Source organism: Cupriavidus sp. IDO, from assembly GCF_000812465.1.
Classification (GTDB): domain Bacteria; phylum Pseudomonadota; class Gammaproteobacteria; order Burkholderiales; family Burkholderiaceae; genus Cupriavidus.
On record NZ_JWMA01000015.1, the window covers coordinates 1 to 20902 of the forward strand.

Consider the following 20902-nt stretch of genomic DNA (forward strand, 5'->3'; position numbering starts at 1 on the left):
CCCCGCCGGCCTCGCTGGCTGACTTCCTGGCGACGGTCGAGATCCTCTCGCCGCTGACACGCGAGGAACTCGAACGGCTGGCCGCGGCAGCGCAGTCGCAGACGTTCGCGTTTGGCGACACGGTATGCAATGCCGGCGAATCGGCCGCAGGGCTGTTCATCGTCAGGTCGGGCTCGGTGCGCGTCTTCAACGAGGAGCATGGCAAGGAAATCAGCATGGGCGTGCGCAAGACCGGCGAGGTCTTCGCGGACATCGCGCTGCTGCGCGAGTACCGGCATGAATCGTCGGTGCGTGCGTCGGGCAAGACGGAATTGCTGATGATCCCGCGCAGCGTCAGCGAAGCTGTGGTGGCGGGCAACCCGGCCGCGCTGGCGTTCATTACCAGCTACGTCGCCATCAGTTCCGCCGGCGGTTTCGTGGCGCGGTTGTTCGACCTGCGCGGCAAGCTGGACAAGAGCGAGCTGCAGGACGCGGTGCGCAGCGTGGGCGTCAAGCGCGTAGCGGCCGGCAAGGAGATCCTCAGGCAGGACGGGCGCGAGGACCGGCGGCTGTATGTGGTGCGCCAGGGAACGGTGCGCATCGTGCGCAACGAGGAAGGCAGCGAGTTTCCGCTGGCCACGCTGGGGCAGGGCGACATCTTCGGCGAGCGCGCCTGCGTGATGCGGCAGGAACAGATCGCGTCGGCGATTGCGGAGACGGACACGCGCCTGCTGGTGATCCCGGAGAAAACGGTCCAGCTTATCCTGGAGCGCAATCCGCGCCTGCGCGAGGTGCTGGAGGAACGCATCCGCGTGATCGACCGCGAGCTGCACCGGCAGAAGAAGCTGGCCGAGCGTCGCAAGCGCCCGGTGCTGCTGGACCTGCACTCGAAGCCGGAGTTCGGCGAACGCCTGATCCGCCGCTTCGCGCTGGTGGAGCAGGCCGAGGAGATGGACTGCGGCGCCGCCTGCCTGGCGATGATCTGCCGGCACTACGGCGTGCCGATGACGCTGGGCAAGCTGCGCGAACTGGCCAACGTGACCACGCAGGGCGCGACGCTCGACAGCCTGGCGCGCGCCGGCGAATCGCTGGGCTTCACCACGCGCGGCGTGCAGTGCACGCGCGATTCGCTGATGGGTTTCGAGCTGCCGTTTATCGTGCACTGGGAGGGCTATCACTACATCGTGGTGTACGGGATGTCGGCGCGCTGGGTCTGGGTGGCGGACCCGGCCATCGGCTTCCGCAAGATGAGCGCGGAGGAATTCGAGCGCGGCTGGAGCGGCACCTGCCTGCTGTTCACCGCCGGCGACAGCATGACGCAGCTGTCGGTGGCGCGTTCGCCGTGGCTGCGCTTTATCGGCTACCTGGCGCCGTACAAGAAGATCCTGGCCCACCTGTTCCTGGCGACGTTCGTGATCCAGATGCTGGGCGTGGTGCCGCCACTGATCATCCAGAACATCCTGGACGGGGTGGTGGTGCACCAGAACGTGGGGCTGCTGCACCTGCTGATCGTGGGGCTGATCATCTCCAATGTGTTCTCGCAGCTGATGTCCACGATCCGCGCTTACCTGGCCAACTTCATGGTGCGCAACATGGACTTCGCCATGATGTCGCACTTCTTCAAGCACACGCTGTCGCTGCCGCTGTCGTTCTTTGCCAAGCGCAAGACCGGCGATATCTTTGCGCGCTTCCAGGAGAACCAGACCATCCGCGCCTTCCTGACCGAATCGACGGTGACTACGGCGCTGAACCTGCTGATGGTGTTTATCTACTTCACCATCATGTTTCTCTACAACATCAAGCTCACGCTGCTGCTGATCGCCTTCGTGATCCCGATCGCGGCGCTGACCGTGATCGTGACGCCGCGGGCCAAGAACTTTGCGCGCGAGGTATTCGCGACTTCCACCGACGCCAAGGCCTACCTGATGGAAACACTGGGCGGCGCCGAGACCGTGAAGGGCATGGGCATCGAGCGGCCGGTGCGGCTGCGCTGGGAACGCAAGTACGCCAAGGCGCTGGACCGGCAATACAAGGCGCAGGGCTTCCATATCCTGGTGGGCCTGATCAGCCAGCTGCTCAACGCCGCCACCACCATTGCCGTGCTCTGGGTGGGCGCCACGCTGGTGCTGGAGCGCGAGCTGACCATCGGCCAGCTGATTGCCTTCAATGCCTTCATGGGCAGCGTGCTGGCGCCCCTGATGGGGCTGGTGGCGCTATGGAGCCAGCTCAACGACGCTGGCGTGGCAATGGAGCGGCTGGGCGACGTGCTGGACCTGGAGCCGGAGCAGAAGCCGCAGGACGTGCTGTCGCGTGTGATGCTGCCCGACCTGCAGGGCGAGATCGCCATGAATGGCCTCTACTTCCGCTACGGCGGCGAAGACACGCCCTACGTGCTGGAAAACATCAGCTTCAGCATCAAGCCGGGCGAGATGGTGGCGATCGTCGGGCGCAGCGGCTCGGGCAAGACCACGCTGGCGAAGCTGCTGGTGGGCTTCTACAAGCCGACAGACGGATCGATGACCGTGGACGGCTATGACCTGAACGTGATCGACACCGAGTTCTACCGTGCACAGGTGGGCTATGTGATGCAGTCCAACCTGCTGTTCTCCGGCACCATCGCCGAGAACATCGCCTGCGGCGACGACAGCCCGGAGCGCCGCCGCATCGAGGAAGTGGCCAAGATGGCCGACGCGCACGCCTTTATCAGCAAGCTGCCGCTTGGCTACGAGCAGGTGGTGGGCGAGCGCGGCATCGGCCTGTCTGGCGGCCAGATCCAGCGGCTCTGCATCGCCCGCGCGCTGTACCACGACCCGCGGCTGCTGGTGTTCGACGAGGCGACCTCGGCGCTCGATACGCAGTCCGAGAGCAATATCCTGGCGAACATGCAGGAGATCCTGCGCGGGCGCACCGCGGTCATCATCGCGCACCGGCTCAGCACCATCATGCAGGCCGACAAGATACTGGTGCTATACGAGGGCGCGATTGTCGAGCAGGGCCGCCATGAGGAACTGCTCGAACGCAAGGGCATGTACTTCCAGCTGGTGCAGAAGCAACTGAGTGCGGCATGAAGCCATGAAGCTATATAACCAGGGCGCCACTCCCGCCAATGTCACGTCGCCGGTTTCCTTTGCCGGGCTGATCGAGAAGATCGAGATCCTGCGCTCGACGCTACGCTGGTCCTCCAAGCTCGACCGGCCCGAGATCGAGAAGCTGCTCAAGCAGGCCACCACGCTGCGCGACGAGGTGATGGGCCTGTCGCACAAGGAGCGCTTTGTGCAGGCGGCCACGGCCGAGCCCGCGCCGCAGGAGGAGGTCGAACGCCTGCCGCGCGAACGGCGGCAGGCGCTGATGGAACGCAGCTTTATATTCGAAGGCACCTTTGGCGACAACCCGAAGCTGCTCGAAGCGCTGGAGATCGCCGAGAAGGCGGCGCCCACCGACCTGCCGGTGCTGATCGACGGCGAGAGCGGCACCGGCAAGGAGCTGATGGCCAAGGTCATCCACGCCAACGGCTCGCGCACCGACAAGCCGTTCATCTCCGTCAACTGCGGCGCGATTCCCGACAGCCTGCTCGAGTCCGAACTGTTCGGCCACAAGAAAGGCGCCTTCACCGGTGCCAGCAATGACCGGCGCGGGAAGTTCGAGAGCGCGCATACCGGCACCATCTTTCTCGACGAGATCGGCGAGCTGCCATTGACGGGGCAGGTCAAGCTGCTGCGCGTGCTGGAGGCGCACGAGATCCAGCGGGTGGGATCGGACGAGGCCATTTCGGTGGATGCGCGCATCGTCGCCGCCACCAACAAGGACCTGCGCCGCATGAGCCAGGCCGGCACCTTCCGCGAAGACCTGTTCTACCGCCTCAGCGTCATCCACGTCAGCCTGCCAGCGCTGCGGGAGCGGCGCGACGAGATCTCGCTGCTGGTGTCCTACTTCAGTGACGAGGCCGCGGGCATGCTCAAGCGGCGGCCGGTGAAACTGACGCCGCGGCTGCGCGACTTCCTGATGCACTACGACTACCCGGGCAATATCCGCGAGCTGCGCAACCTGATGTACCGGATCTCGTGCCTGGCGGGCGATACCGCTGATGTCATCCACCTGCCGCAGGACATCCGGCCCAAGCCGACCGGGCTATTGGTGGTAGCGTCCGGTGCGCAGGCAGTGCCCGAAGCGGTGATCGCCACGTCGCTCAGCGAAGCCAAGCGCGCGGCCAGCGACGAGGCCGAGCGCGCCTTCCTCGAGCGCGGCCTGCAGGAGGTGGGGGGCACTGTCGCCGAACTGGCGCGGCGCTTCGACATGAACCGCTCGCACCTGCAGATGCTGCTCAAGAAGCATGGCATCCATTCCAAGGACTTCAGGGGCAACCGGCAAGCCGAAGGCGGGAAGGTGTAGCCGCGGGTCTTACGAATCGAGTTCCGGATTCACCAGCGTCTTGTCCGTACCGTAGAGGTCCTCGGCGCGAATGACGACGACCGAAACGTTGTCGTGCCCGCCTGCGTCCAGTGCCTGCTCCACGAGCAACCGCGCGGCCTCCGCGACGTCGCTGCCGGTGCGGACGCCGCCAAGCGTGGCGGCGATGGCGTCATCGTCCACTTCATTGCTGAGCCCGTCGCTGCACAGCAGGAATACGTCGGCGTCGTCCACGTTGACCATCACCTGCTCCATCGCCAGCGTGTCGGCCGCGCCGACCGCGCGCGTGATGGTGTTGTGGGCCGGATGGTGGCGCGCTTCCTCGGCCGTGATCAGGCCGCGGGCGAGCAGGCGCTGAACCTGATTGTGGTCGCGCGTGAGCTGTTTGAGCTGTCCGTCGCGCATCAGGTAGAGCCGGCTGTCGCCGGCCCACAGGCAGCCGCAGCGCCGGTCGCCGGCCATCAGCATGACCACCGTGCTGCCGATGCAGCCTACCCGCATGCGCGCGGCTTCGTCGATCAGGGCGCGGTTGACATCCTGCATGGCCGCGCGCGTTTCGTGCAGCAGCGCTTCCAGCAAGGACTGCGGTGGCATGGCGGCCAGGGCCTGGACCACGGCCTGGCTGGCAAAATCGCCGACAGCGTGCCCGCCCATGCCGTCGGCCACCGCCCAGATGCCCTGGCCGGGCAGGTCGAGGCAGGCGTCTTCATTGCGCTCCCGGACCAGCCCGACGTCGGTGCAGGCGGCGGAGGTCCAGCGGAATTGCGATACGCAGGTCAAGATATTCTCCAGTCTGCGCAGGGTTGAGGTGGCGCGCCAGCTCGCGCCACGGCGGCACAACGGTCAGATCAGCCGGCCGTCGTTCCTTGCACCCTGGTCAACCCGCACGTTGATATTCGAGTTGGGCGCGTTATTGCGGACGTCGATGTTCTGGAACTGGTTGTTCATCTGATCAGCATAGAAGCTGTTGTTGATCTCGTAAAAGTTGATCACCGCGGCACCCGGCGAATTGGTGGGCCGCACGAACGGCTGAATCCAGCCGAATACCCAGGGGGCGCCACCGCCACGGATGTGGCCCATGGCGCGCCTGTCCAGGTCGCGGTGGGTGTTGAGGTCCTTGATTGCCAGGGTGGCCATGATCGGTCTCCGTATCTCGAGGCGCGGTGCGCCGTGCCTGAGATGAGCAAGGCGCGTGCCATCCCAAGGCGGGCATCTGGGGCCGGACCGGATCTGGCGGGCTGGCGCCGTTTGCGGGCGGAATGGCACCGGGGATTCATATGGCGCAGCGCCGCCAGCGTTGGTGTCCGGCCGACACACCTGGCAGAAAGGTGGTGGGCATCGACCACCATCCAGGGCAGCGTCGGACGCCCGCACTGCCCGCAGCCTGAGAAATCCCTGCAACTGACCAACTGGCAGTGGCCAGCCAACAGAACCACCATTCCTGTGTTGGCCCGCCTACGACAGTTGAGTCCGGCCGGAATCGCCATTTTTCCCGGAGACCCTTGTCCCGCCGTCAGCGGTGGTCGCTGGCATGGTTGATGCGGTTTGCCTGCAACGACGCAGGAATGCCTGCAGCAACCAGACAGATCAGAGGCCAGCCATGAACCACCAGGATCAACAAGCGCGCGACAGCCGGATTGCCGACGATCTGCCGCTGGGCGCCCACCTGGTGACCGAACGCCACGGCTACGTTCACCATGGCATCTACGCCGGCGAAGGCCGCGTCATCCACTATGCCGGCTTCGCCCGCTCGCTGCACGCTGCCCCGGTCGAGGAAACCTCGCTGGAAGACTTTGCGGGCGGCTACCGCATCGCCATCCGCAACGAACCCTGCGCCCGCTTCGTCGGCCCGGAAGCCGTCCGCCGTGCCCGTTCCCGCCTCGGCGAAAACGCATACCACCTGCTTACCAACAACTGCGAGCACTTCTGCTCGTGGTGCCTGTCGGGCAAAAGCCGCAGCGAACAAGTGGAAACCTGCCTGCGTCATCCCGGCGTTGCCCTGCACACCGTCGCGCTGCTGCTCGGCGTCTTCCTGCAAGCGCACGGCGTCGGCCTGCAACTCAGCCTGCGCGCGGCCTGAGTGCCGCGGCCTGCCACAAATACCAAGGAGCCTGCCATGTCCGGACTGATCGACTGGGAACAACGTTGCAGCCTGTGCGGCCGAGCCTGCCACCGCCGTTGCGTGGCGCCGGCCTCCAGCGCCCGTGGCCGCCACCGCGCCGGCCGCCGTATCCCGCGCAATGTGGCGCGTCCGGCACGCACGGCTTCCGAAGGACGCCAGGGCGGAGAACGCCGCCGCTGTTGATCCAAATTCCCCGGCGGCGAGCCGGGCAGGGGAGGTTTTTGATATACTCCGCCCCGTCTTCAGGATCACCGCGCCCGCGGTTCCCGGTCCTGACAGCTCTGTCCCTCGCCGTAGTTCAATGGATAGAACGAGCGCCTCCTAAGCGCTAGATACAGGTTCGATTCCTGTCGGCGGGACCAGTTTTCGCCGCCTGAAATACCCGCAAAGCCTTACTGGGTAAGGCATTCAAGGTTTATCAAGGTCTCCGTGGTGTACCAAGCAGTGTACCAATCGGTGTACCAAAATGACCTTCTTTCGCCTGAGTAGCACCGTAGTAGTCACAGTGAGCCATCTGAAGAAACGTTCGCCGACAGGGCCGTACTGGTTCAATCGAGGCGTCCCCAAGGACCTTGTCTCCGTGGTAGGCAAGACTTCGATTCAGTTCAGTCTGAAGACCCGCGATCTGAGGCTCGCTGCTCGTCTGCCCCTCCAGTTCTGACAAGTACCCCCTCCCTGCCACACTCACCCTCACTTCAAAAAAGCCGGTAAAGCCTCGACTGCGGTGTTGTTGTTCGGCCTTGTGTGACTGAGATCGCCGCCAGAGAAATTTGAAACGGGAGCGGCAAGGTACCCCCTGCCACCCACCCGGGGGCCTTTCCGCAGAACAGGGGGGGGCAGAGATCACCAACAGGTCACCCATGGAGGCGCGGTTCTCCCCTGAGGTTTGGCTTCATGTGACCATGTATGATCTCGGCCACGGGTAAATTCAAACGGGGGAAGAAGATGAAAAAGGGCTTATGGCTGGGCTTTGCGGTGGTGTCTTTGGCTGGCTGCGCATCGGTATCGGACGTGACCCCTTGGGGCAACGGCACCTACATGGTTGCGAGTCACGTTAGAGGAGGAATGACCTCTTGGAACGAAGTCAAGGCCATGGCAGTGACGAAAGCCAACGACTACTGCCAGAAGCAGGGCAAGGCTATGGAGCTTGTGGGGGACATCGGTACGGCTGGGGTTCGCGGCTGGACGCCTCAGGAGGCCGAGGTCAAGTTCAAGTGTGTCGCCTGACCGCTGGCTCTCGGGCTGGGGCAATTTGAACGCCCCACTCGAGGGGAGCCCGACGCAGAAGTCATCCGGGTTAGTCCTCGGCTCGCGCCTGTTCAGATTCGACCACAGGGGCCGGTGTACCAACAGGAGGCCAATTGCTGTACCAACGGGACTTTGCTGAAGCCCTAAAAGTCAGCGGGCGCTAACCTCAAATGTCTTGCCACACTTGCTATTTAGTACCACGGCCTCCCGCCAGGAAGGAACCATGGGTGCCTGTCGGCGGGACCAGGTCCCTCTCCCAACGAGCCGGCATTGGCTGTGGCCTGCCTATGGCGCAACTGGCCGGGCGGGGCCAATTTCTCACTATGCTGATCCCCAACGCTGACAGTCACTGGCCAAGTTTCATCTGGAAATCTGGCGGGGTAGAACTGCTTGCAACGCAACAGAGCTAACCCGCGCGACGGGCGGGGGCTGGCAGCCACCCGCAAGCGCCTGTCATCGGCCAATGTGCTCGCTAAGCACAATCCAGAGAGTCCCGCTGTCCAACATGGCACTCCAAACCTCGGCCTTCTCTCGCGGCTCGGCTCGAGTTATTCTTAACACGTTACGGAATCTTACAGCGGTGGCACGGGTCCGCCGGGTACGATACGGCAGTAGCGTGCCCTTCTTCGGGCGGTGTAATTGCGTCCCCCACTGGTCGTTTTCGCTATTTCCGCGCGAGAAAGCCGACAAAGTTGACCAAGGCGGGCCGCCAAGCGGGATGCTCGGGCGAGCCCCAATGGGTGGGGCTGTAATTTTATGTAATGATTGAAAGCTAGTCCGGCAACGCGAGAAATGCTGGCGGTGGAGGAGAAATTGCGAGTGCTGTTCACGAACTTCCATCGTGGCAACGGTGGAGGACACGATACGTATGTGATCAACCTGCTGGCCGGGCTGGTGCAATGGCATGAAGTGACCGTGGCTACTCCACGGACTAGCCGTCTGTTCCGGCTCGCCAGCGGCCGCGCAGGCGTCAAAGTGGCGGCGGTTGACTTTGCGCCGCGGGGCCTGTGCTGGCTGCGCGAGTTGTGGACGCTCTGGCGGCTCATCAGCCTTGGGCGTTTCGACATCATCCATGTCAACGGTTCAGCTGATCATAAGCTGGTCATGCTCGTGCGGCTGGTTGCCCTGCACCGGCCGCGCATTGTCTATACGAAGCACAACGATCACCGCAGCAACAGTGTCGGCAACTGGCTGCGCGCTTGGCTTGGTACCCATCATGTGATTGCGGTCAGCGACTATGTCGCCCGGAAGCTGCACGCGTCCCCGTACCGCCGTGTGCCGGTCACTACCGTAAGCCACGGCATCGACATCGATCACTTTGCACCGCCGGCGCCGGCTGAGGCCGATGCGCTGCGGGCGCGATACTTCGGGGCCGGGGAGGCATGCGCGGTCTTCGTCAGCACTGCGGGGACCAAGTACGAGAAGGGCTGGACCGACCTGGTCGAAGCCGTTGCACAATTGCCCGCCCACTTGCGGAGCCGAACCCGCGTAATCCTGGCTGGCGAAGCGCCCTTGCCGAGCATGACCCGCAGGGTCGCGTCACTGGGGCTCACCGACCAGGTCGTTTTCACCGGCTTGCTGGACGATGTCCGTTCCACGCTGATGGCAGGGCACGCCGCCTTTGTGCTGTCGCGGCGCGAGACTTTGTCGTTTGCCTGCCGCGAAGCCATGGCAATGGGCCTGCCTGTACTGGTTTCCGATGCCGGCGGCCTGCCGGAGAACGTGACCGACGGGCTGGACGGCTGGGTGGTGCCGTGTGCCAACATCGCGGCACTACGGGCCCGGCTGGAGCAAATCCTGTCCGCGCCCGATCGGCTGGCCGAGATGGGAGGGGCTGCCCTGTCAAAGAGTCGGGCGCACTTTGGCCTGGATACCTTCGTCGCCGGCACACTCGCCGTGTACCAGGCAGCCCTCGAAGCGGGGGTGCCGTCTAAACCCCGGCAAGCTGCGCTGACCCAGTGCCCGGCCAGTCACGAACTTCCCACGCCATGTCGATCCCGATCCTGACCTATCACCAGATTGATATCGTGCCGCCCCATGGCACGCCGTTACGTGGCCTGACCGTCAGCCCTGCGCAGTTCCGCCAGCAGATCGCCTGGATGCGCCGGCTGGGCTATCGCGGCCTGTCGATGCGCGAGCTCATGCCCTATATCCGGGGCAAGGCTACCGGCAAAGTGTTCGGGATTACGTTTGACGACGGCTTCCGCAATGTCCACCGGTATGCGCTGCCCGTCCTTGCGGAGTTCGGCTTCAGTGCCACCAATTACTTTGTGTCCGGCCAGATCGGCGGCAGCAATGTCTGGGACGCCAGCCATGGCGTACTGCCTGCTCCGCTGATGAACGGCGAAGAGGTGCGGGAATGGGCGCGCCTCGGCAATGAAGTCGGCGCCCATACGGTCGACCACGTACACCTGCCGGCATTGCCGCCGGCTGAAGCCCGCCGGCAGATTGAAGCCTCCAAGGCAGCCCTGGAGGACTTGGTGGCTATGCCGGTCACGGCGTTTTGCTACCCCTACGGCGAACAGCAGTCGGCGCACCGGGAAATGGTGCGCGAGGCCGGCTACGACAATGCCACGCTGACGCAGCGCGGGCTGGCGCGCGCCGATGACAACGCCTTTGGCCTGCCCCGCGTCAACGTGCACTGCGGTACCAACCTTTTGCGCTTCCTGCAGAAATGCCTGACGCGGCATGAGGACAAGCGGCGGGGCTATTGACCTCGGGTTTCCTTAAGTACCTCTCCATCGAATGTCTGGGTGGCCGGTACTCCATGCTACGATTTCCCGCCTAGACCGGAGGTCGTCATGACAATCGAAAGCTACCAGGGCTACACCGTCCGCGGCTTTGCCAAGCAGCTTGGCGACGGATCCTTCGAGGCATCCGGTGCAGTCGAAAAGGACGGGCACCCTGTGGAAGGCTCGGATCCCCTGGGCTACTACCCCTCGTTTGAGCGCGCTGCGGCAGCCGGGATCGCATGGGCGAAAGCCTGGGTTGACGATCACGGCTGAAGCCTCCGGAGTTCTTCCGCCCACACTCGGGGAATCGCCTCCCGCGCGCCGGCGCCATGCCAGGCACGCTCATCGCCGCCGCTCATGTGCGCGCCTCGTTGTAGGAGAAATCCCTGTTGCCGGAGAACACATCTCCTACATCCGGCTGGCAACCCGACGCATATGCTGAAACAAGCCGAAAGGTGGAGCAGGAGAGACTTATGAAGCCCATTCTTGTGCTGCTCGCCGCTTCCGTTGCATTGCTCAGCGGTTGCGTTGTGGCGCCCTATGGTGACGAGCACCGAGGCGGTGGCGGGTATTACGGCGGAGATGGCCGGGGGGATCACGACCGGGATCACGATCACGATCGTGGCGATCGCGACCGGGGCGAACATCGGGACTACGGTGGAGACAGGGATCGGGGGATGCGCTACTAAGCCGCGCCAACGTGTGTACATTGGCCGACTATGCCTCGCGCCCTTGAAGGGTGTGGGTCCATCCCTGGCGTTGGACTGATGTGCCCGCGTGCTTTGCCACCTGCTACGCTTCCCTGAAACAGCCGGAGGCAGCCATGTCCAGTCACGTTTTCGTTGAAGAAGGGGAGTATTTCTGCCACTGCTCAGTCTGGGAGGCGAAGGACGGAAAATGGGAGGCATCCGTGCTGTTCGAGCGGAAGATCGACCATACCAACGAATTTGTTCCCGGCCTGAGGCACAAGATCAGGGATCGGTTTGCCAGCCGTGACGAGGCAATGCGCGAGGCCGTGGCCTATGCCAGGGCGTGTGTCGAGAACACGAAGACGGGCCTGTAGCGCGGTGCTCCCGCCCCGGACTCAGTGCCCGCTGGTCTTTGAGAACAGCTGGATCACCCCCACCCCCGCAATAATCAGCCCGATCCCCAGGCATGCCGCCAGATCCGGGATCTGCCGGTACAGCACCATGGCGATCAGCGTGACCAGCACGATGCCGGCGCCGCTCCAGATGGCATAGGCCACGCCGACCGGGACGGTCTTCATGACAAGCATCAGCAGGTAGAAGGCGACGACGTAGCCGCCAGCCACCAGCAGGCTCGGCAGCAGCCTGGTGAAGCCCTGGGAGGCCTTCAGGCTGCTGGTTGCGATGACTTCGGCGACGATGGCGAGAGTGAGCAGGAGATAGCCGTTCATAGGTGAGGCGCAATGGTGTCTGGTGCAGTTGGAGTCGGCATCTTAGGCGCACATGCCTCTGTTGCGCCAATGCCGCGCCCTCCCTTGCGGTGGTTGTGCCGAATGCATTTGAGGGTTTGAATGCATGTTATGCGCAGCGCGCATGCAATCCGACGGGATTGCCAGGCAGTCGCGGTAGCAATCTGACCAACCGGCAAGAAATAACAGGACCGGTGGCAGGATTTGGGTGTCAAGGGGAGCGGTTTGAATAGCAATAATGGGAGTGACGGGGCAACGGCATGGCCGACCTTGCCTTTGGTCGTTGGCGAGGAGGCGGATGAGAGTGGCGTCTGGCAGAACACCATCGCTGCGGCGGATTATGCACTCGAGGAGGCCAGCCGCATCCAGCGTGGCGTGCAGAGCAACCTGAAGCTGGTGCAGGAGGTCCGCGCCCTGCGCGAGGAATTGCGCAAGGCGCATGCGGAAATCGACCGCTACCGTGGCATGCATGCCCGGGTGGTGGTGGGCATGCGCCAGCTGGAGGACGACAATGCCGGGCAACTGAGCCGCCTGCAGACCGATAACGAGATGCTGCTGGTGCGCCATCGGGTCTACAAGCTGCTGGCGGAGCACTATGCGATGGCGGCGCTGCGCTTCGAGCCGGCCGTCTTTGCCGAGCATCGCGACAAGGTCCTGCACCACATCCTGTTCCAGCGCCGCAAGGGCGTACCGGTCGGCCAGATCAGCGCGGCGGATATCGGGTTCCTGCTGCTCTAGCTCGTCTCAGGCAACTTGTCGCAGGCGCAGCACGTACAGCGCCAGCATGCTGCAGCGCGGCTTCGCGCTCGGCCGGGGTCTGCATGGCCACGGCCACCATTGCGGGGCGGCGGGATGGGACCTACTCGGCACGGCCGCCATCTTCGCACGAGTGCCACGCCGTCACCAACGCCGCCCCGGGGACTCCCCGGGGGCTGGCTGCATCAGTCCGCCACCTTGTCGCTCGGGAACTTGAAGGAATCGCGCAGGAGGTAGCTCATGGGGATGTCGAGCTTGATGCCGTGCGGCGGGATCGGCGACTGGAACCATTTCTTGTACAGCTTCTGGGTGTCCTGGTCATAGATGGCCGCGACAAGCGTCTTGTCGACCAGCCTTTTGAATTCCTCGTCCCGCTTCGAGAGCATGATGGCGTACGGCTCGATGGTCAGCAGGTCGCCGGTGACGGTGAAGTCGGCCGGGTTGCTGGCGTTGGCGCGCAGGCCGTAGAGCAGCACGTCGTCCATCACGAAGGCGTCGGCCTTGCCGGCTTCCACCATGGCGAAGGCCTGGGCGTGGTCCTTGGCCTCGATCACGCGCAGCTGCATCACGCCGGACTCGTCCATCTTGCGCAGCATCGCCAGCGGCGTGGTGCCGGTGGTGGACACCACGGTCTTGCCGCGCAGGTCCGACCATTTCGCGATGTGCGAGCCGGTCTTGACGATCATCCGGCTGCCGGCGATGTAGTGGGGGATGGTGAAGGCCACCTGTTCGCGCCGCTCGCGGTTGTTGGTGGTCGAGCCGCATTCCAGGTCGGCCTTGCCCTCGACGATGGCCGGGATGCGGTTGGCCGGCGTGACCGGCACCCATTCGACCCTGAGCGACGGCATCTTCAGCGCGGTGCGCACGGCATCCGCCACCTTCAGGCAGAGATCCACGGCATAGCCGACCGGCTTGCCATCGGCCACGAATGAGAACGGCACCGAACTCTCTCGATGGGCGATGCGGATCGCGCCGCTCTGCTGGATATGCTGGAGCACAGGCGCATTGGCCGCGCCGGCCATGTTGGGAGAAACCGCCAGCAGGCTGGCGCAGGCAACGGAAATGAAGACAGGCGCCAGCTTCCGGTAGGAAGCCAGGCGCGGCAGACCCGGATTGATCATGAAACCCCCCCGTGCAGAAATGACTGAAAAGAAGCTGCGGCTCGCTGCCGTCTCTGGCCGGGTCGGAGCCGGCTCTGGCTTGTCGTTGCTGTGCTGCACCCCTGAGAACCCATTGCACAATGAATTGGGCCCTGATGACGAGGGCCATTGTTCCACGGCAGACTGGCTGCCGACAACTGGCGCGCTGGTGGCGTACTCGGCGAGCAACGGTGCCGGCGCACTGGCGTTGACCGGACTTTCCCTTACGGATATTTCCGAACTGGAGCGCGGTGACCGCGATTGCTATGCTTGGTCCCGTGCCTTGCGAGCAGGGCACCGAGGAGAGACTCTTGGGCCCGCAATGCGCGGGCCCTTCTTTTTTTGGCGCGGCCGCGGAAGGGCGCCCGCCGGCGCCAGTCGTCTACAATGCCGCCTACCCGCGCGCCGGCAACGCTCCGCCGCCGCTGCCGCAAGATTCCCGCTTGTTCTCCTATTTCCCGCTGGACCCGCTCCCATGGCCCTGTTTTCCATTTCCGATGCCCAGCTTGCCTTCGGGCACGTGGCCTTGCTCGACCACACCGATTTTTCGCTCGAAGCCGGCGAACGCGTCGGCCTGATCGGGCGTAACGGCTCGGGCAAGTCGTCGTTGCTCAAGATCGTGGCAGGGCTGGCCGCGCCGGATGACGGGCTGATCGCGCGCCAGAGCGGCGTGACCTCGGCCTATGTGCCCCAAGAGCCGCAGTTCGAGCCGGGCATCACGGTGTTCGATGCCGTCTCGCAAGGCATGGGCACCGCGCACGACCTGCTGATGCGCTATGAAGCAGCCGCGGAACGCCTGGCTGACAGCCACGACGATGCCGCACTGGCCGAACTCCATCGGCTGCAGTCCGAGCTCGACGCCGCCGGCGCCTGGCAACTGCGCACCCGCGTGGAAACCACGCTGGCCCGCCTGGCGCTGGATCCGCACGTGCGCGTGGATGCGCTGTCCGGCGGCCTGCAGAAGCGCGTGGCGCTGGCGCAGGGGCTGGTGGCCGAGCCCGACATCCTGCTGCTCGACGAACCCACCAACCATCTGGACGTGGAAGCCATCCGCTGGCTGGAAGACCTGCTGCTCGGCTTCCGCGGCAGCGTGCTGCTGATCACCCACGACCGTGCTTTCCTCGACCGCGTGGCGACGCGCATCGTCGAACTGGACCGCGGCCGGCTGGTGTCGTTCCCGGGCAACTTTGCCGCCTACCAGACGCGTAAGGTGGATCTGCTGGCGGCCGAACAGGTCGAGCAGGCCAAGTTTGACAAGCTGCTGGCACAGGAGGAAGTCTGGATCCGCAAGGGCGTGGAAGCCCGCCGTACGCGCAGCGTGGCGCGCATCCAAAGGCTGGTGGCGATGCGCTCCGAGCGTGCCGCGCGGCGCGATGTGCAGGGCAACGTCAAGCTGGAAGTCTCGCAGGCCGACCGCTCCGGCAAGATCGTGGCCGAGCTGACCGACGTGAACAAGGCCTATGGCGACAAGGTGGTGGTGCGCAACTTCACCGCCACCATCATGCGCGGCGACAAGGTCGGCCTGATCGGCCCCAACGGCGCCGGCAAGACCACGCTGCTGCGCCTGATCCTGGGCGAACTGCCGCCCGATAGCGGCACCGTGCGCAATGGCAGCAACCTGCAGGTGGCGTACTTCGACCAGATGCGCACCGCGCTCGACATGGAAAAATCGCTGGCAGATACCATCAGTCCGGGCAGCGACTGGGTCGAAGTCAACGGGCAGCGCAAGCACGTGATGAGCTACCTGGGCGACTTCCTGTTTGCGCCCGAGCGCGCCCGTTCGCCGGTCAAGTCGCTGTCCGGCGGCGAGCGCAACCGCCTGCTGCTGGCAAGGCTGTTCGCGCGGCCGGCCAACGTGCTGGTGCTGGACGAGCCGACCAATGACCTCGATATCGACACGCTGGAACTGCTGGAAGAGCTGCTGCAGGACTACAGCGGCACGGTGTTCCTGGTCTCCCACGACCGGGCGTTCCTGGACAACGTGGTGACCTCGACCATCGCGGCGGAAGGCGATGGGCTGTGGCGCGAGTCGGTGGGCGGGTATTCCGACTGGGTAGAGCAGTCGGCCCGCAGCGCAGCGCTGCAGGCGGCGCGCAAGCCAGAGCAGAAGGCGGCCGAGGCAGCCAGGGGGAAGGATTCGCGCGACGCGCGCGGCGCCAACCGGACGGTCAAGCTATCGTATAAGGAACAGCGCGAGCTGGACGGGCTGCCGGAGCGGATCAACGCGCTCGAAACCGAGCAGAAGGCGATTACCGAGCAGCTGGAGGATGGCTCGCTCTACGTCAGCGATGCCGGCAAGGCAGCGCAGCTTGCCACTCGTCACGACGAGATCGAGATGGAATTGCTGGAGGCGCTGGAGCGGTGGGAAGTGCTGGAAGCGAAGACGAAGGGCGAGGGGGCCTGAGGCGCCTGGCCCACCCGCGGCCTATCCGCACCAGGCCAGCACCATATTGGTCAGGTCAACAATGAAGCCCGGCCTCAGATAGCCCACGAAGCCAAGAGCCAGCGCCGCGGCCAGGGCTGCCAGCCCGGCCGCGCGCGCAACGCGGTGCCGCGCTGCCAGCATCACGCCGCCACCGGCTGCGGCCGCGCGAGCGCCTGCTCACGGATTGGCAGGTTCACCAGCGCCGCCAGCACGCCCAGTGCGATCGCGAGCAGCCACACCGTGGTGTAGCCGCCCGTGCGGTCATACAGGAACCCGCCCAGCCACGCGCCGAGGAAGCTGCCAATCTGGTGCGAGAAGAACACCACGCCGGACAGCATCGACAGATACTTCACGCCAAATACCTGGGCGATGATGCCGTTGGTCAGCGGCACGGTGGACAGCCACAGGAATCCCATCAGCGCCGCGAACACCCAGGTGCTGGCTACCGTCAGCGGCAGCAGCAGGTAGCCGGCGATCACCACCGAGCGTGCCACGTAGATGAACGACAGCAGATAGCGCTTGGGCATGCGCTGGCCGATGGCGCCTGCGGTGTAGGTGCCGAACACGTTGAACAGGCCGATCAGCGCCAGCGCCACCACGGCCACCTTCGGGTCGGTCAGGCCCTTGTCCTTCAGGTACGGCGCCAGGTGCACGCCGATGAAGACGACCTGGAAGCCGCAGACGAAGTAGCCCAGCGTGAGCAGCTGGAAGTTGCGGTTGCCGAAGGCTTCGTGGATGGCCTGGCCGATGGTCTGGTGGTGGCCGCCCGCGTGCGCCACCTGTTCCGGCTCACGCAGCGTCAGCGCCAGCGGCAGCATCACGCATGCCATCAGCGCCATCACGTACAGCGCGTTCTGCCAGCCCAGTCCGGAGATCAGGCCCTGTTCCACCGGAATCATCAGGAATTGCCCGAACGAGCCCGCCGCCGCGGCGATGCCCATGGCCCACACCCGCTTCTCGGGGCTGGCCACGCGGCCGATCACGCCGTAGACAATGCTGTAGGTGGTGCCGGACTGGGCGATGCCGATCATCACGCCGGCGCCGGTGGCGAAGGCGGTGCCGCTGGTGGCCAGTGCCATCACGACCAGGCCGCCCACGTAGAGCGCCACGCCGATCAGCATGATCCGCAGCGCGCCGTATTTGTCGGCCAGCGCGCCGGCAAACGGCTGGCTGGCGCCCCACATCAGGTTCTGCAGCGCCAGCGCGAAGGCGAAGGTCTCGCGGTTCCAGCCATGGGTCTGGGTGATCGGCAGGTTGAACAGGCCGAAACCGTGCCGGATACCCATGGAAAGGGTGACGAGCAGGCCGCCGCACACAAGGACGGTGGTCAGGGAGAGTTGTCGGTTCTTCATGTCGGGCTCGGTGCGAGGCCGCGTGGCCCGGGTAGGGCGTCGCCGCCGGTTTTGTCTTTGTTGTTCTTTCCGTCCCGGACGGCGGATTGCCGGAGCCGGTCGCGCGAGTTTACCCCGGCTGGCGCGAACGCGTATGACGCCGCCGCGCCCCGGGACGGGCGGCAAAAAGACCCGGACGGCCGGCAAAGCTGCGTTTTTGCAACGCTTCCTTTCCCCACGGGGACAGTCACGCGCTTCCATTACAATGCAGTGCCCGGCACCCCGGCGCGTGCACATTTTCCGCCCGCGGATGGCCGAGACCTCCACTTTCGTAGCGACTCCATGGCGAGCAAAACCAGTCAGTACAGCGAATCTTCCATCCGGGTCCTGAAGGGCCTGGAGCCGGTCAAGCAGCGGCCCGGCATGTACACCCGTACCGACAACCCCCTGCATATCGTGCAGGAGGTGATCGACAATGCCTCCGACGAAGCCCTGGGCGGCTTCGGCTCCGAGATCCTGGTCACTCTGCACCGCGACGGCAGCGTCAGCGTGGAGGATGACGGCCGCGGCATTCCGGTCGGCATCCATCCGGAAGAGGGCGTGCCCGTGGTCGAGATCGTCTTCACCCGGCTGCACGCGGGCGGTAAGTTCGACAAGGGCAAGGGCGGCGCCTATGCCTTCTCGGGCGGGCTGCATGGCGTCGGCGTGTCGGTGACCAACGCACTGTCGACGCGGCTCGACGTCAGGGTCTGGCGCGAAGGCATGGCCTCCACGCTGACCTTTTCCGGCGGCGACGTCACCGAGCCGCTCACCTCGCGCAAGCTGGAGCGCGGCGAGAAGAAGAGCGGCACGCGCGTGCAGGTGTGGCCGGACGCGAAGTATTTCGATTCGGCGGCGATTCCGCAGGCCGAGCTGCAGCGTCTCTTGCGCAGCAAGGCTGTGTTGCTGCCGGGCGTGAAGGTCACGCTGGTGATCGAGAAGACCGGCGAAAGCCAGACCTGGCAGTACGACCAGGGCCTGAAGGGCTACCTGGTCGAGGCGCTGGCGCAAGGCAGCGGCGCCGAGCTGGTGATCCCGATGTTCGAGGGCGAGCATTTTGCCGACCCCGACGCCAACCCCGGCGAGGAAGGCTTTGCCGACGGCGAAGGCGCCTCGTGGGTGGTGGCCTGGACCGAAGACGGCGCGCCGGTGCGCGAGTCCTACGTCAACCTGATTCCCACGCCCGCAGGCGGCACGCATGAATCCGGCCTGCGCGAAGGCCTGTTCCAGGCGGTCAAGAGCTTTATCGAGATGCACGCGCTGCAGCCCAAGGGCGTCAAGCTGATGAGCGAAGACGTGTTCGCGCGCGCTTCGTTCGTGCTGTCGGCCAAGGTGCTCGACCCGCAGTTCCAGGGCCAGATCAAGGAACGCCTGAACAGCCGCGACGCGGTGCGCCTGGTCTCCACCTTCAGCCGTCCGGCGCTGGAGCTGTGGCTGAACCACCATGTGGAGTACGGCAAGAAGCTGGCCGAGCTGGTGATCCGCCAGGCCCAGGCGCGCACACGCGCGGCGCAGAAGGTCGAGAAGAAGAAGGGCTCCGGCGTGGCGGTGCTGCCCGGCAAGCTGACCGACTGCGAGTCCACCGACGTGACGCGCAACGAGATCTTCCTGGTCGAGGGCGACTCCGCCGGCGGCTCGGCCAAGATGGGGCGCGACAAGGAGTTCCAGGCCATCCTGCCGCTGCGCGGCAAGGTGCTGAACACCTGGGAAACCGAGCGCGACCGCCTGTTTGCCAATAACGAAGTCCACGATATCGCGGTGGCGATCGGCGTGGACCCGCACGGTCCGAACGACGAGCCCGACCTGTCCAACCTGCGCTACGGCAAGATCTGCATCCTGTCCGACGCGGACGTGGACGGCGCGCACATCCAGGTGCTGCTGCTGACGCTGTTCTTCCGCCACTTTCCGAGGCTGATCGATGCCGGCAACGTCTGCGTGGCGCGCCCGCCGCTGTTCCGCGTCGATGCGCCCGCGCGCGGAAAGAAGCCCGCGCAGAAGCTGTACGCGCTGGACGACGGCGAGCTGGTGGCGATCCAGGACAAGCTGATGAAGGACGGCGTCAAGGAAGGCACCTGGCAGATTTCCCGCTTCAAGGGCCTGGGCGAGATGAGCGCCGAGCAGTTGTGGGAAACCACCATGAATCCGGACACACGCCGCTTGCTGCCCGTGGCGCTGGGCGAGTTCGACCTGCCGCAGACCGTCGAGATGATGAACATGCTGATGGGCAAGGGCGAGGCAGCCCAGCGCCGCAGCTGGCTCGAGGAAAAGGGCAACGAGGTCGAGGCGGATATCTGATCCGGCGGGCCGCTCCGGCCTCATGTCACCTGCCCGGGATTGGGGGATAATGCCCGCTTCCACCGGCAGCCGGCATGGCGGCCGGTCGGTATTCTCCGGCACTTTTGCCCCGCATCTGGCCGCTTTCTAAGCACAATTGCCGCCGCGCTGAAGCGCCGGCCGCATCCCGGAACGCACGATGAAGACGAGATCCACCGGCAAACCATGGCAAAAGGCGGCTGCGGCCGTCCTGATGCTGGCCGGTCTCGCCTGTGCGCCGGCGGCTCACGCCGCGCTCTACGGCTATATCGACGCCGACGGCGTGGCGCACTTTGCCGACCAGAAGCTGGACGAGCGCTACAAGCTGTTCATGAAGGACGGCGGCAGCCTGGACAGCGAGCGGATGCCCGGGCGGCGCGGCAGCAGCGGCACTGCGGCCGGTGCCGGCGACATCGATCTCGAACAGCACAAGCTGTACCGCTACATCGTCAATCACCCCAATATCAAGACCGTCGAGCCGATGATCCGGCAGATCGCCGGCAAGCAGGATGTCGATCCCGCGCTGGTGAAGGCGGTGATGGCGGTGGAGTCGGGCTTCAATCCCGGCGCGGTGTCGCCCAAGGGCGCCATCGGGCTGATGCAGGTGATTCCCGATACCGGCGCGCGATTCGGCGTGAGCGCCGACGCGCGGCGCACGGTCGAACAGAAGCTGGCCGACCCGCGCACCAATATCGCGACGGGCGTACGCTACCTGCGCTGGCTGATGGAGCTGTTCCCCGACAACCTCGAGCTGGTGCTGGCCGCCTACAACGCGGGCGAGGGCGCGGTGCAGCGCTACAACAACCGGATTCCGCCGTTTCCCGAGACACAGCAGTACGTGAGCACGGTCCTGCAGTTCTATCGCCTCTACAAGCCCGATGGCGTGGTGGCGATGCGGACCAGCGCGGCTGGCGGAGGACCGCGTGTGAAGATGGTGATCGGTGGTCGCCGCAACATGCCCTGAAGCTTTTCCGAA

Annotated in this window: 21 protein-coding genes and 1 tRNA gene; 16 read left to right on the plus strand and 6 right to left on the minus strand. The window is 65.1% G+C overall.

All coding sequences use genetic code 11. The features are described 5' to 3' along the window. The first annotated feature begins 14 nt into the window (after window positions 1–14). Window positions 15–3047 (plus strand): peptidase domain-containing ABC transporter, encoded by a 3033-nt coding sequence (locus RM96_RS05250; protein WP_082016432.1) that lies wholly within the window; start codon window positions 15–17, stop codon window positions 3045–3047. A gap of 4 nt (window positions 3048–3051) precedes the next feature. After that, window positions 3052–4368 (plus strand): sigma-54 interaction domain-containing protein, encoded by a 1317-nt coding sequence (locus RM96_RS05255; RefSeq protein ID WP_039008474.1) that lies wholly within the window; start codon window positions 3052–3054, stop codon window positions 4366–4368. A gap of 9 nt (window positions 4369–4377) precedes the next feature. Here the strand turns inward: RM96_RS05255 and RM96_RS05260 are convergent, their stop codons facing one another. Next, a complete protein-coding gene (locus RM96_RS05260; RefSeq protein WP_039008476.1) occupies window positions 4378–5166 on the minus strand; it encodes a PP2C family protein-serine/threonine phosphatase in 789 nt (262 codons plus the stop codon). 63 nt (window positions 5167–5229) lie between these two features. Further along, a complete protein-coding gene (locus tag RM96_RS05265) occupies window positions 5230–5523 on the minus strand; it encodes a hypothetical protein (RefSeq protein WP_039008478.1) in 294 nt (97 codons plus the stop codon). Between the two features lie 463 nt (window positions 5524–5986). Between RM96_RS05265 and RM96_RS05270 the strand changes: the two genes are divergently transcribed. The 10 genes from RM96_RS05270 (at window position 5987) to RM96_RS05305 (ending at window position 11551) form a co-directional block, all read left to right on the plus strand. After that, a complete protein-coding gene (locus RM96_RS05270; protein ID WP_039008480.1) occupies window positions 5987–6466 on the plus strand; it encodes a lecithin retinol acyltransferase family protein in 480 nt (159 codons plus the stop codon). Between the two features lie 36 nt (window positions 6467–6502). Continuing rightward, window positions 6503–6691: a hypothetical protein gene (locus RM96_RS36785; RefSeq protein ID WP_082016428.1), complete on the plus strand. Its 189-nt coding sequence runs from the start codon at window positions 6503–6505 to the stop codon at window positions 6689–6691. Between the two features lie 104 nt (window positions 6692–6795). Beyond that, window positions 6796–6870, plus strand: a tRNA-Arg gene (locus RM96_RS05275). A 104-nt stretch (window positions 6871–6974) separates the two neighbouring features. Then, entirely contained in the window at window positions 6975–7169 is a 195-nt protein-coding gene (locus RM96_RS40800; RefSeq protein WP_443112238.1) for a DUF6538 domain-containing protein, read from the plus strand. Window positions 7170–7414: 245 nt separating this feature from the next. Continuing rightward, window positions 7415–7735, plus strand: coding sequence for a hypothetical protein (locus RM96_RS05280; protein WP_238587103.1), 321 nt, complete (start codon window positions 7415–7417; stop codon window positions 7733–7735). 834 nt (window positions 7736–8569) lie between these two features. Beyond that, complete coding sequence (locus tag RM96_RS05285) at window positions 8570–9763, plus strand: glycosyltransferase family 4 protein (RefSeq protein WP_193752396.1); 1194 nt, start codon at window positions 8570–8572, stop codon at window positions 9761–9763. Beyond that, complete coding sequence (locus RM96_RS05290) at window positions 9745–10470, plus strand: polysaccharide deacetylase family protein (protein ID WP_039008482.1); 726 nt, start codon at window positions 9745–9747, stop codon at window positions 10468–10470. Before RM96_RS05285 ends, RM96_RS05290 begins: the two co-directional genes overlap by 19 nt. 87 nt (window positions 10471–10557) lie before the next feature. Further along, window positions 10558–10761 (plus strand): hypothetical protein, encoded by a 204-nt coding sequence (locus tag RM96_RS05295; protein ID WP_039008486.1) that lies wholly within the window; start codon window positions 10558–10560, stop codon window positions 10759–10761. 200 nt (window positions 10762–10961) lie between these two features. Beyond that, entirely contained in the window at window positions 10962–11177 is a 216-nt protein-coding gene (locus RM96_RS05300) for a hypothetical protein (protein ID WP_082016429.1), read from the plus strand. 134 nt (window positions 11178–11311) lie between these two features. Continuing rightward, window positions 11312–11551, plus strand: a complete 240-nt coding sequence (locus RM96_RS05305) for a hypothetical protein (RefSeq protein ID WP_039008490.1) — start codon at window positions 11312–11314, stop codon at window positions 11549–11551. Between the two features lie 21 nt (window positions 11552–11572). Here RM96_RS05305 and RM96_RS05310 read toward each other — a convergent pair whose 3' ends face one another. Beyond that, window positions 11573–11905, minus strand: coding sequence for a DMT family transporter (locus tag RM96_RS05310; protein WP_039008491.1), 333 nt, complete (start codon window positions 11903–11905; stop codon window positions 11573–11575). Window positions 11906–12193: 288 nt separating this feature from the next. Here RM96_RS05310 and RM96_RS05315 point away from each other — a divergent pair, with 288 nt between their 5' ends. Further along, window positions 12194–12661, plus strand: a complete 468-nt coding sequence (locus tag RM96_RS05315; RefSeq protein WP_063925971.1) for a hypothetical protein — start codon at window positions 12194–12196, stop codon at window positions 12659–12661. 203 nt (window positions 12662–12864) lie between these two features. On the opposite strand, the gene RM96_RS05320 is transcribed toward RM96_RS05315, so the two are convergent. Beyond that, complete coding sequence (locus RM96_RS05320) at window positions 12865–13800, minus strand: amino acid ABC transporter substrate-binding protein (RefSeq protein WP_039008494.1); 936 nt, start codon at window positions 13798–13800, stop codon at window positions 12865–12867. Between the two features lie 493 nt (window positions 13801–14293). On the opposite strand from RM96_RS05320, the gene RM96_RS05325 reads away from it, so the two are divergent. Continuing rightward, complete coding sequence (locus RM96_RS05325; protein WP_039008496.1) at window positions 14294–16222, plus strand: ATP-binding cassette domain-containing protein; 1929 nt, start codon at window positions 14294–14296, stop codon at window positions 16220–16222. A gap of 21 nt (window positions 16223–16243) precedes the next feature. Here the strand turns inward: RM96_RS05325 and RM96_RS39265 are convergent, their stop codons facing one another. Both RM96_RS39265 and RM96_RS05330 read right to left on the minus strand, forming a co-directional pair. After that, a complete protein-coding gene (locus RM96_RS39265) occupies window positions 16244–16387 on the minus strand; it encodes a hypothetical protein (RefSeq protein ID WP_193752401.1) in 144 nt (47 codons plus the stop codon). Next, window positions 16384–17595: an MFS transporter gene (locus tag RM96_RS05330; RefSeq protein WP_039008498.1), complete on the minus strand. Its 1212-nt coding sequence runs from the start codon at window positions 17593–17595 to the stop codon at window positions 16384–16386. Before RM96_RS05330 ends, RM96_RS39265 begins: the two co-directional genes overlap by 4 nt. A 321-nt stretch (window positions 17596–17916) precedes the next feature. On the opposite strand from RM96_RS05330, the gene RM96_RS05335 reads away from it, so the two are divergent. Both RM96_RS05335 and RM96_RS05340 read left to right on the plus strand, forming a co-directional pair. Further along, the gene (locus RM96_RS05335; RefSeq protein ID WP_039008501.1) at window positions 17917–19908 is read left to right on the plus strand and encodes a DNA topoisomerase IV subunit B; all 1992 of its coding nucleotides are present in this window, start codon (window positions 17917–17919) and stop codon (window positions 19906–19908) included. 178 nt (window positions 19909–20086) lie between these two features. Next, on the plus strand, window positions 20087–20890 hold the full coding sequence (locus RM96_RS05340) for a lytic transglycosylase domain-containing protein (RefSeq protein ID WP_039008503.1): 804 nt from the start codon (window positions 20087–20089) through the stop codon (window positions 20888–20890). The last annotated feature ends 12 nt before the right edge of the window (window positions 20891–20902 follow it).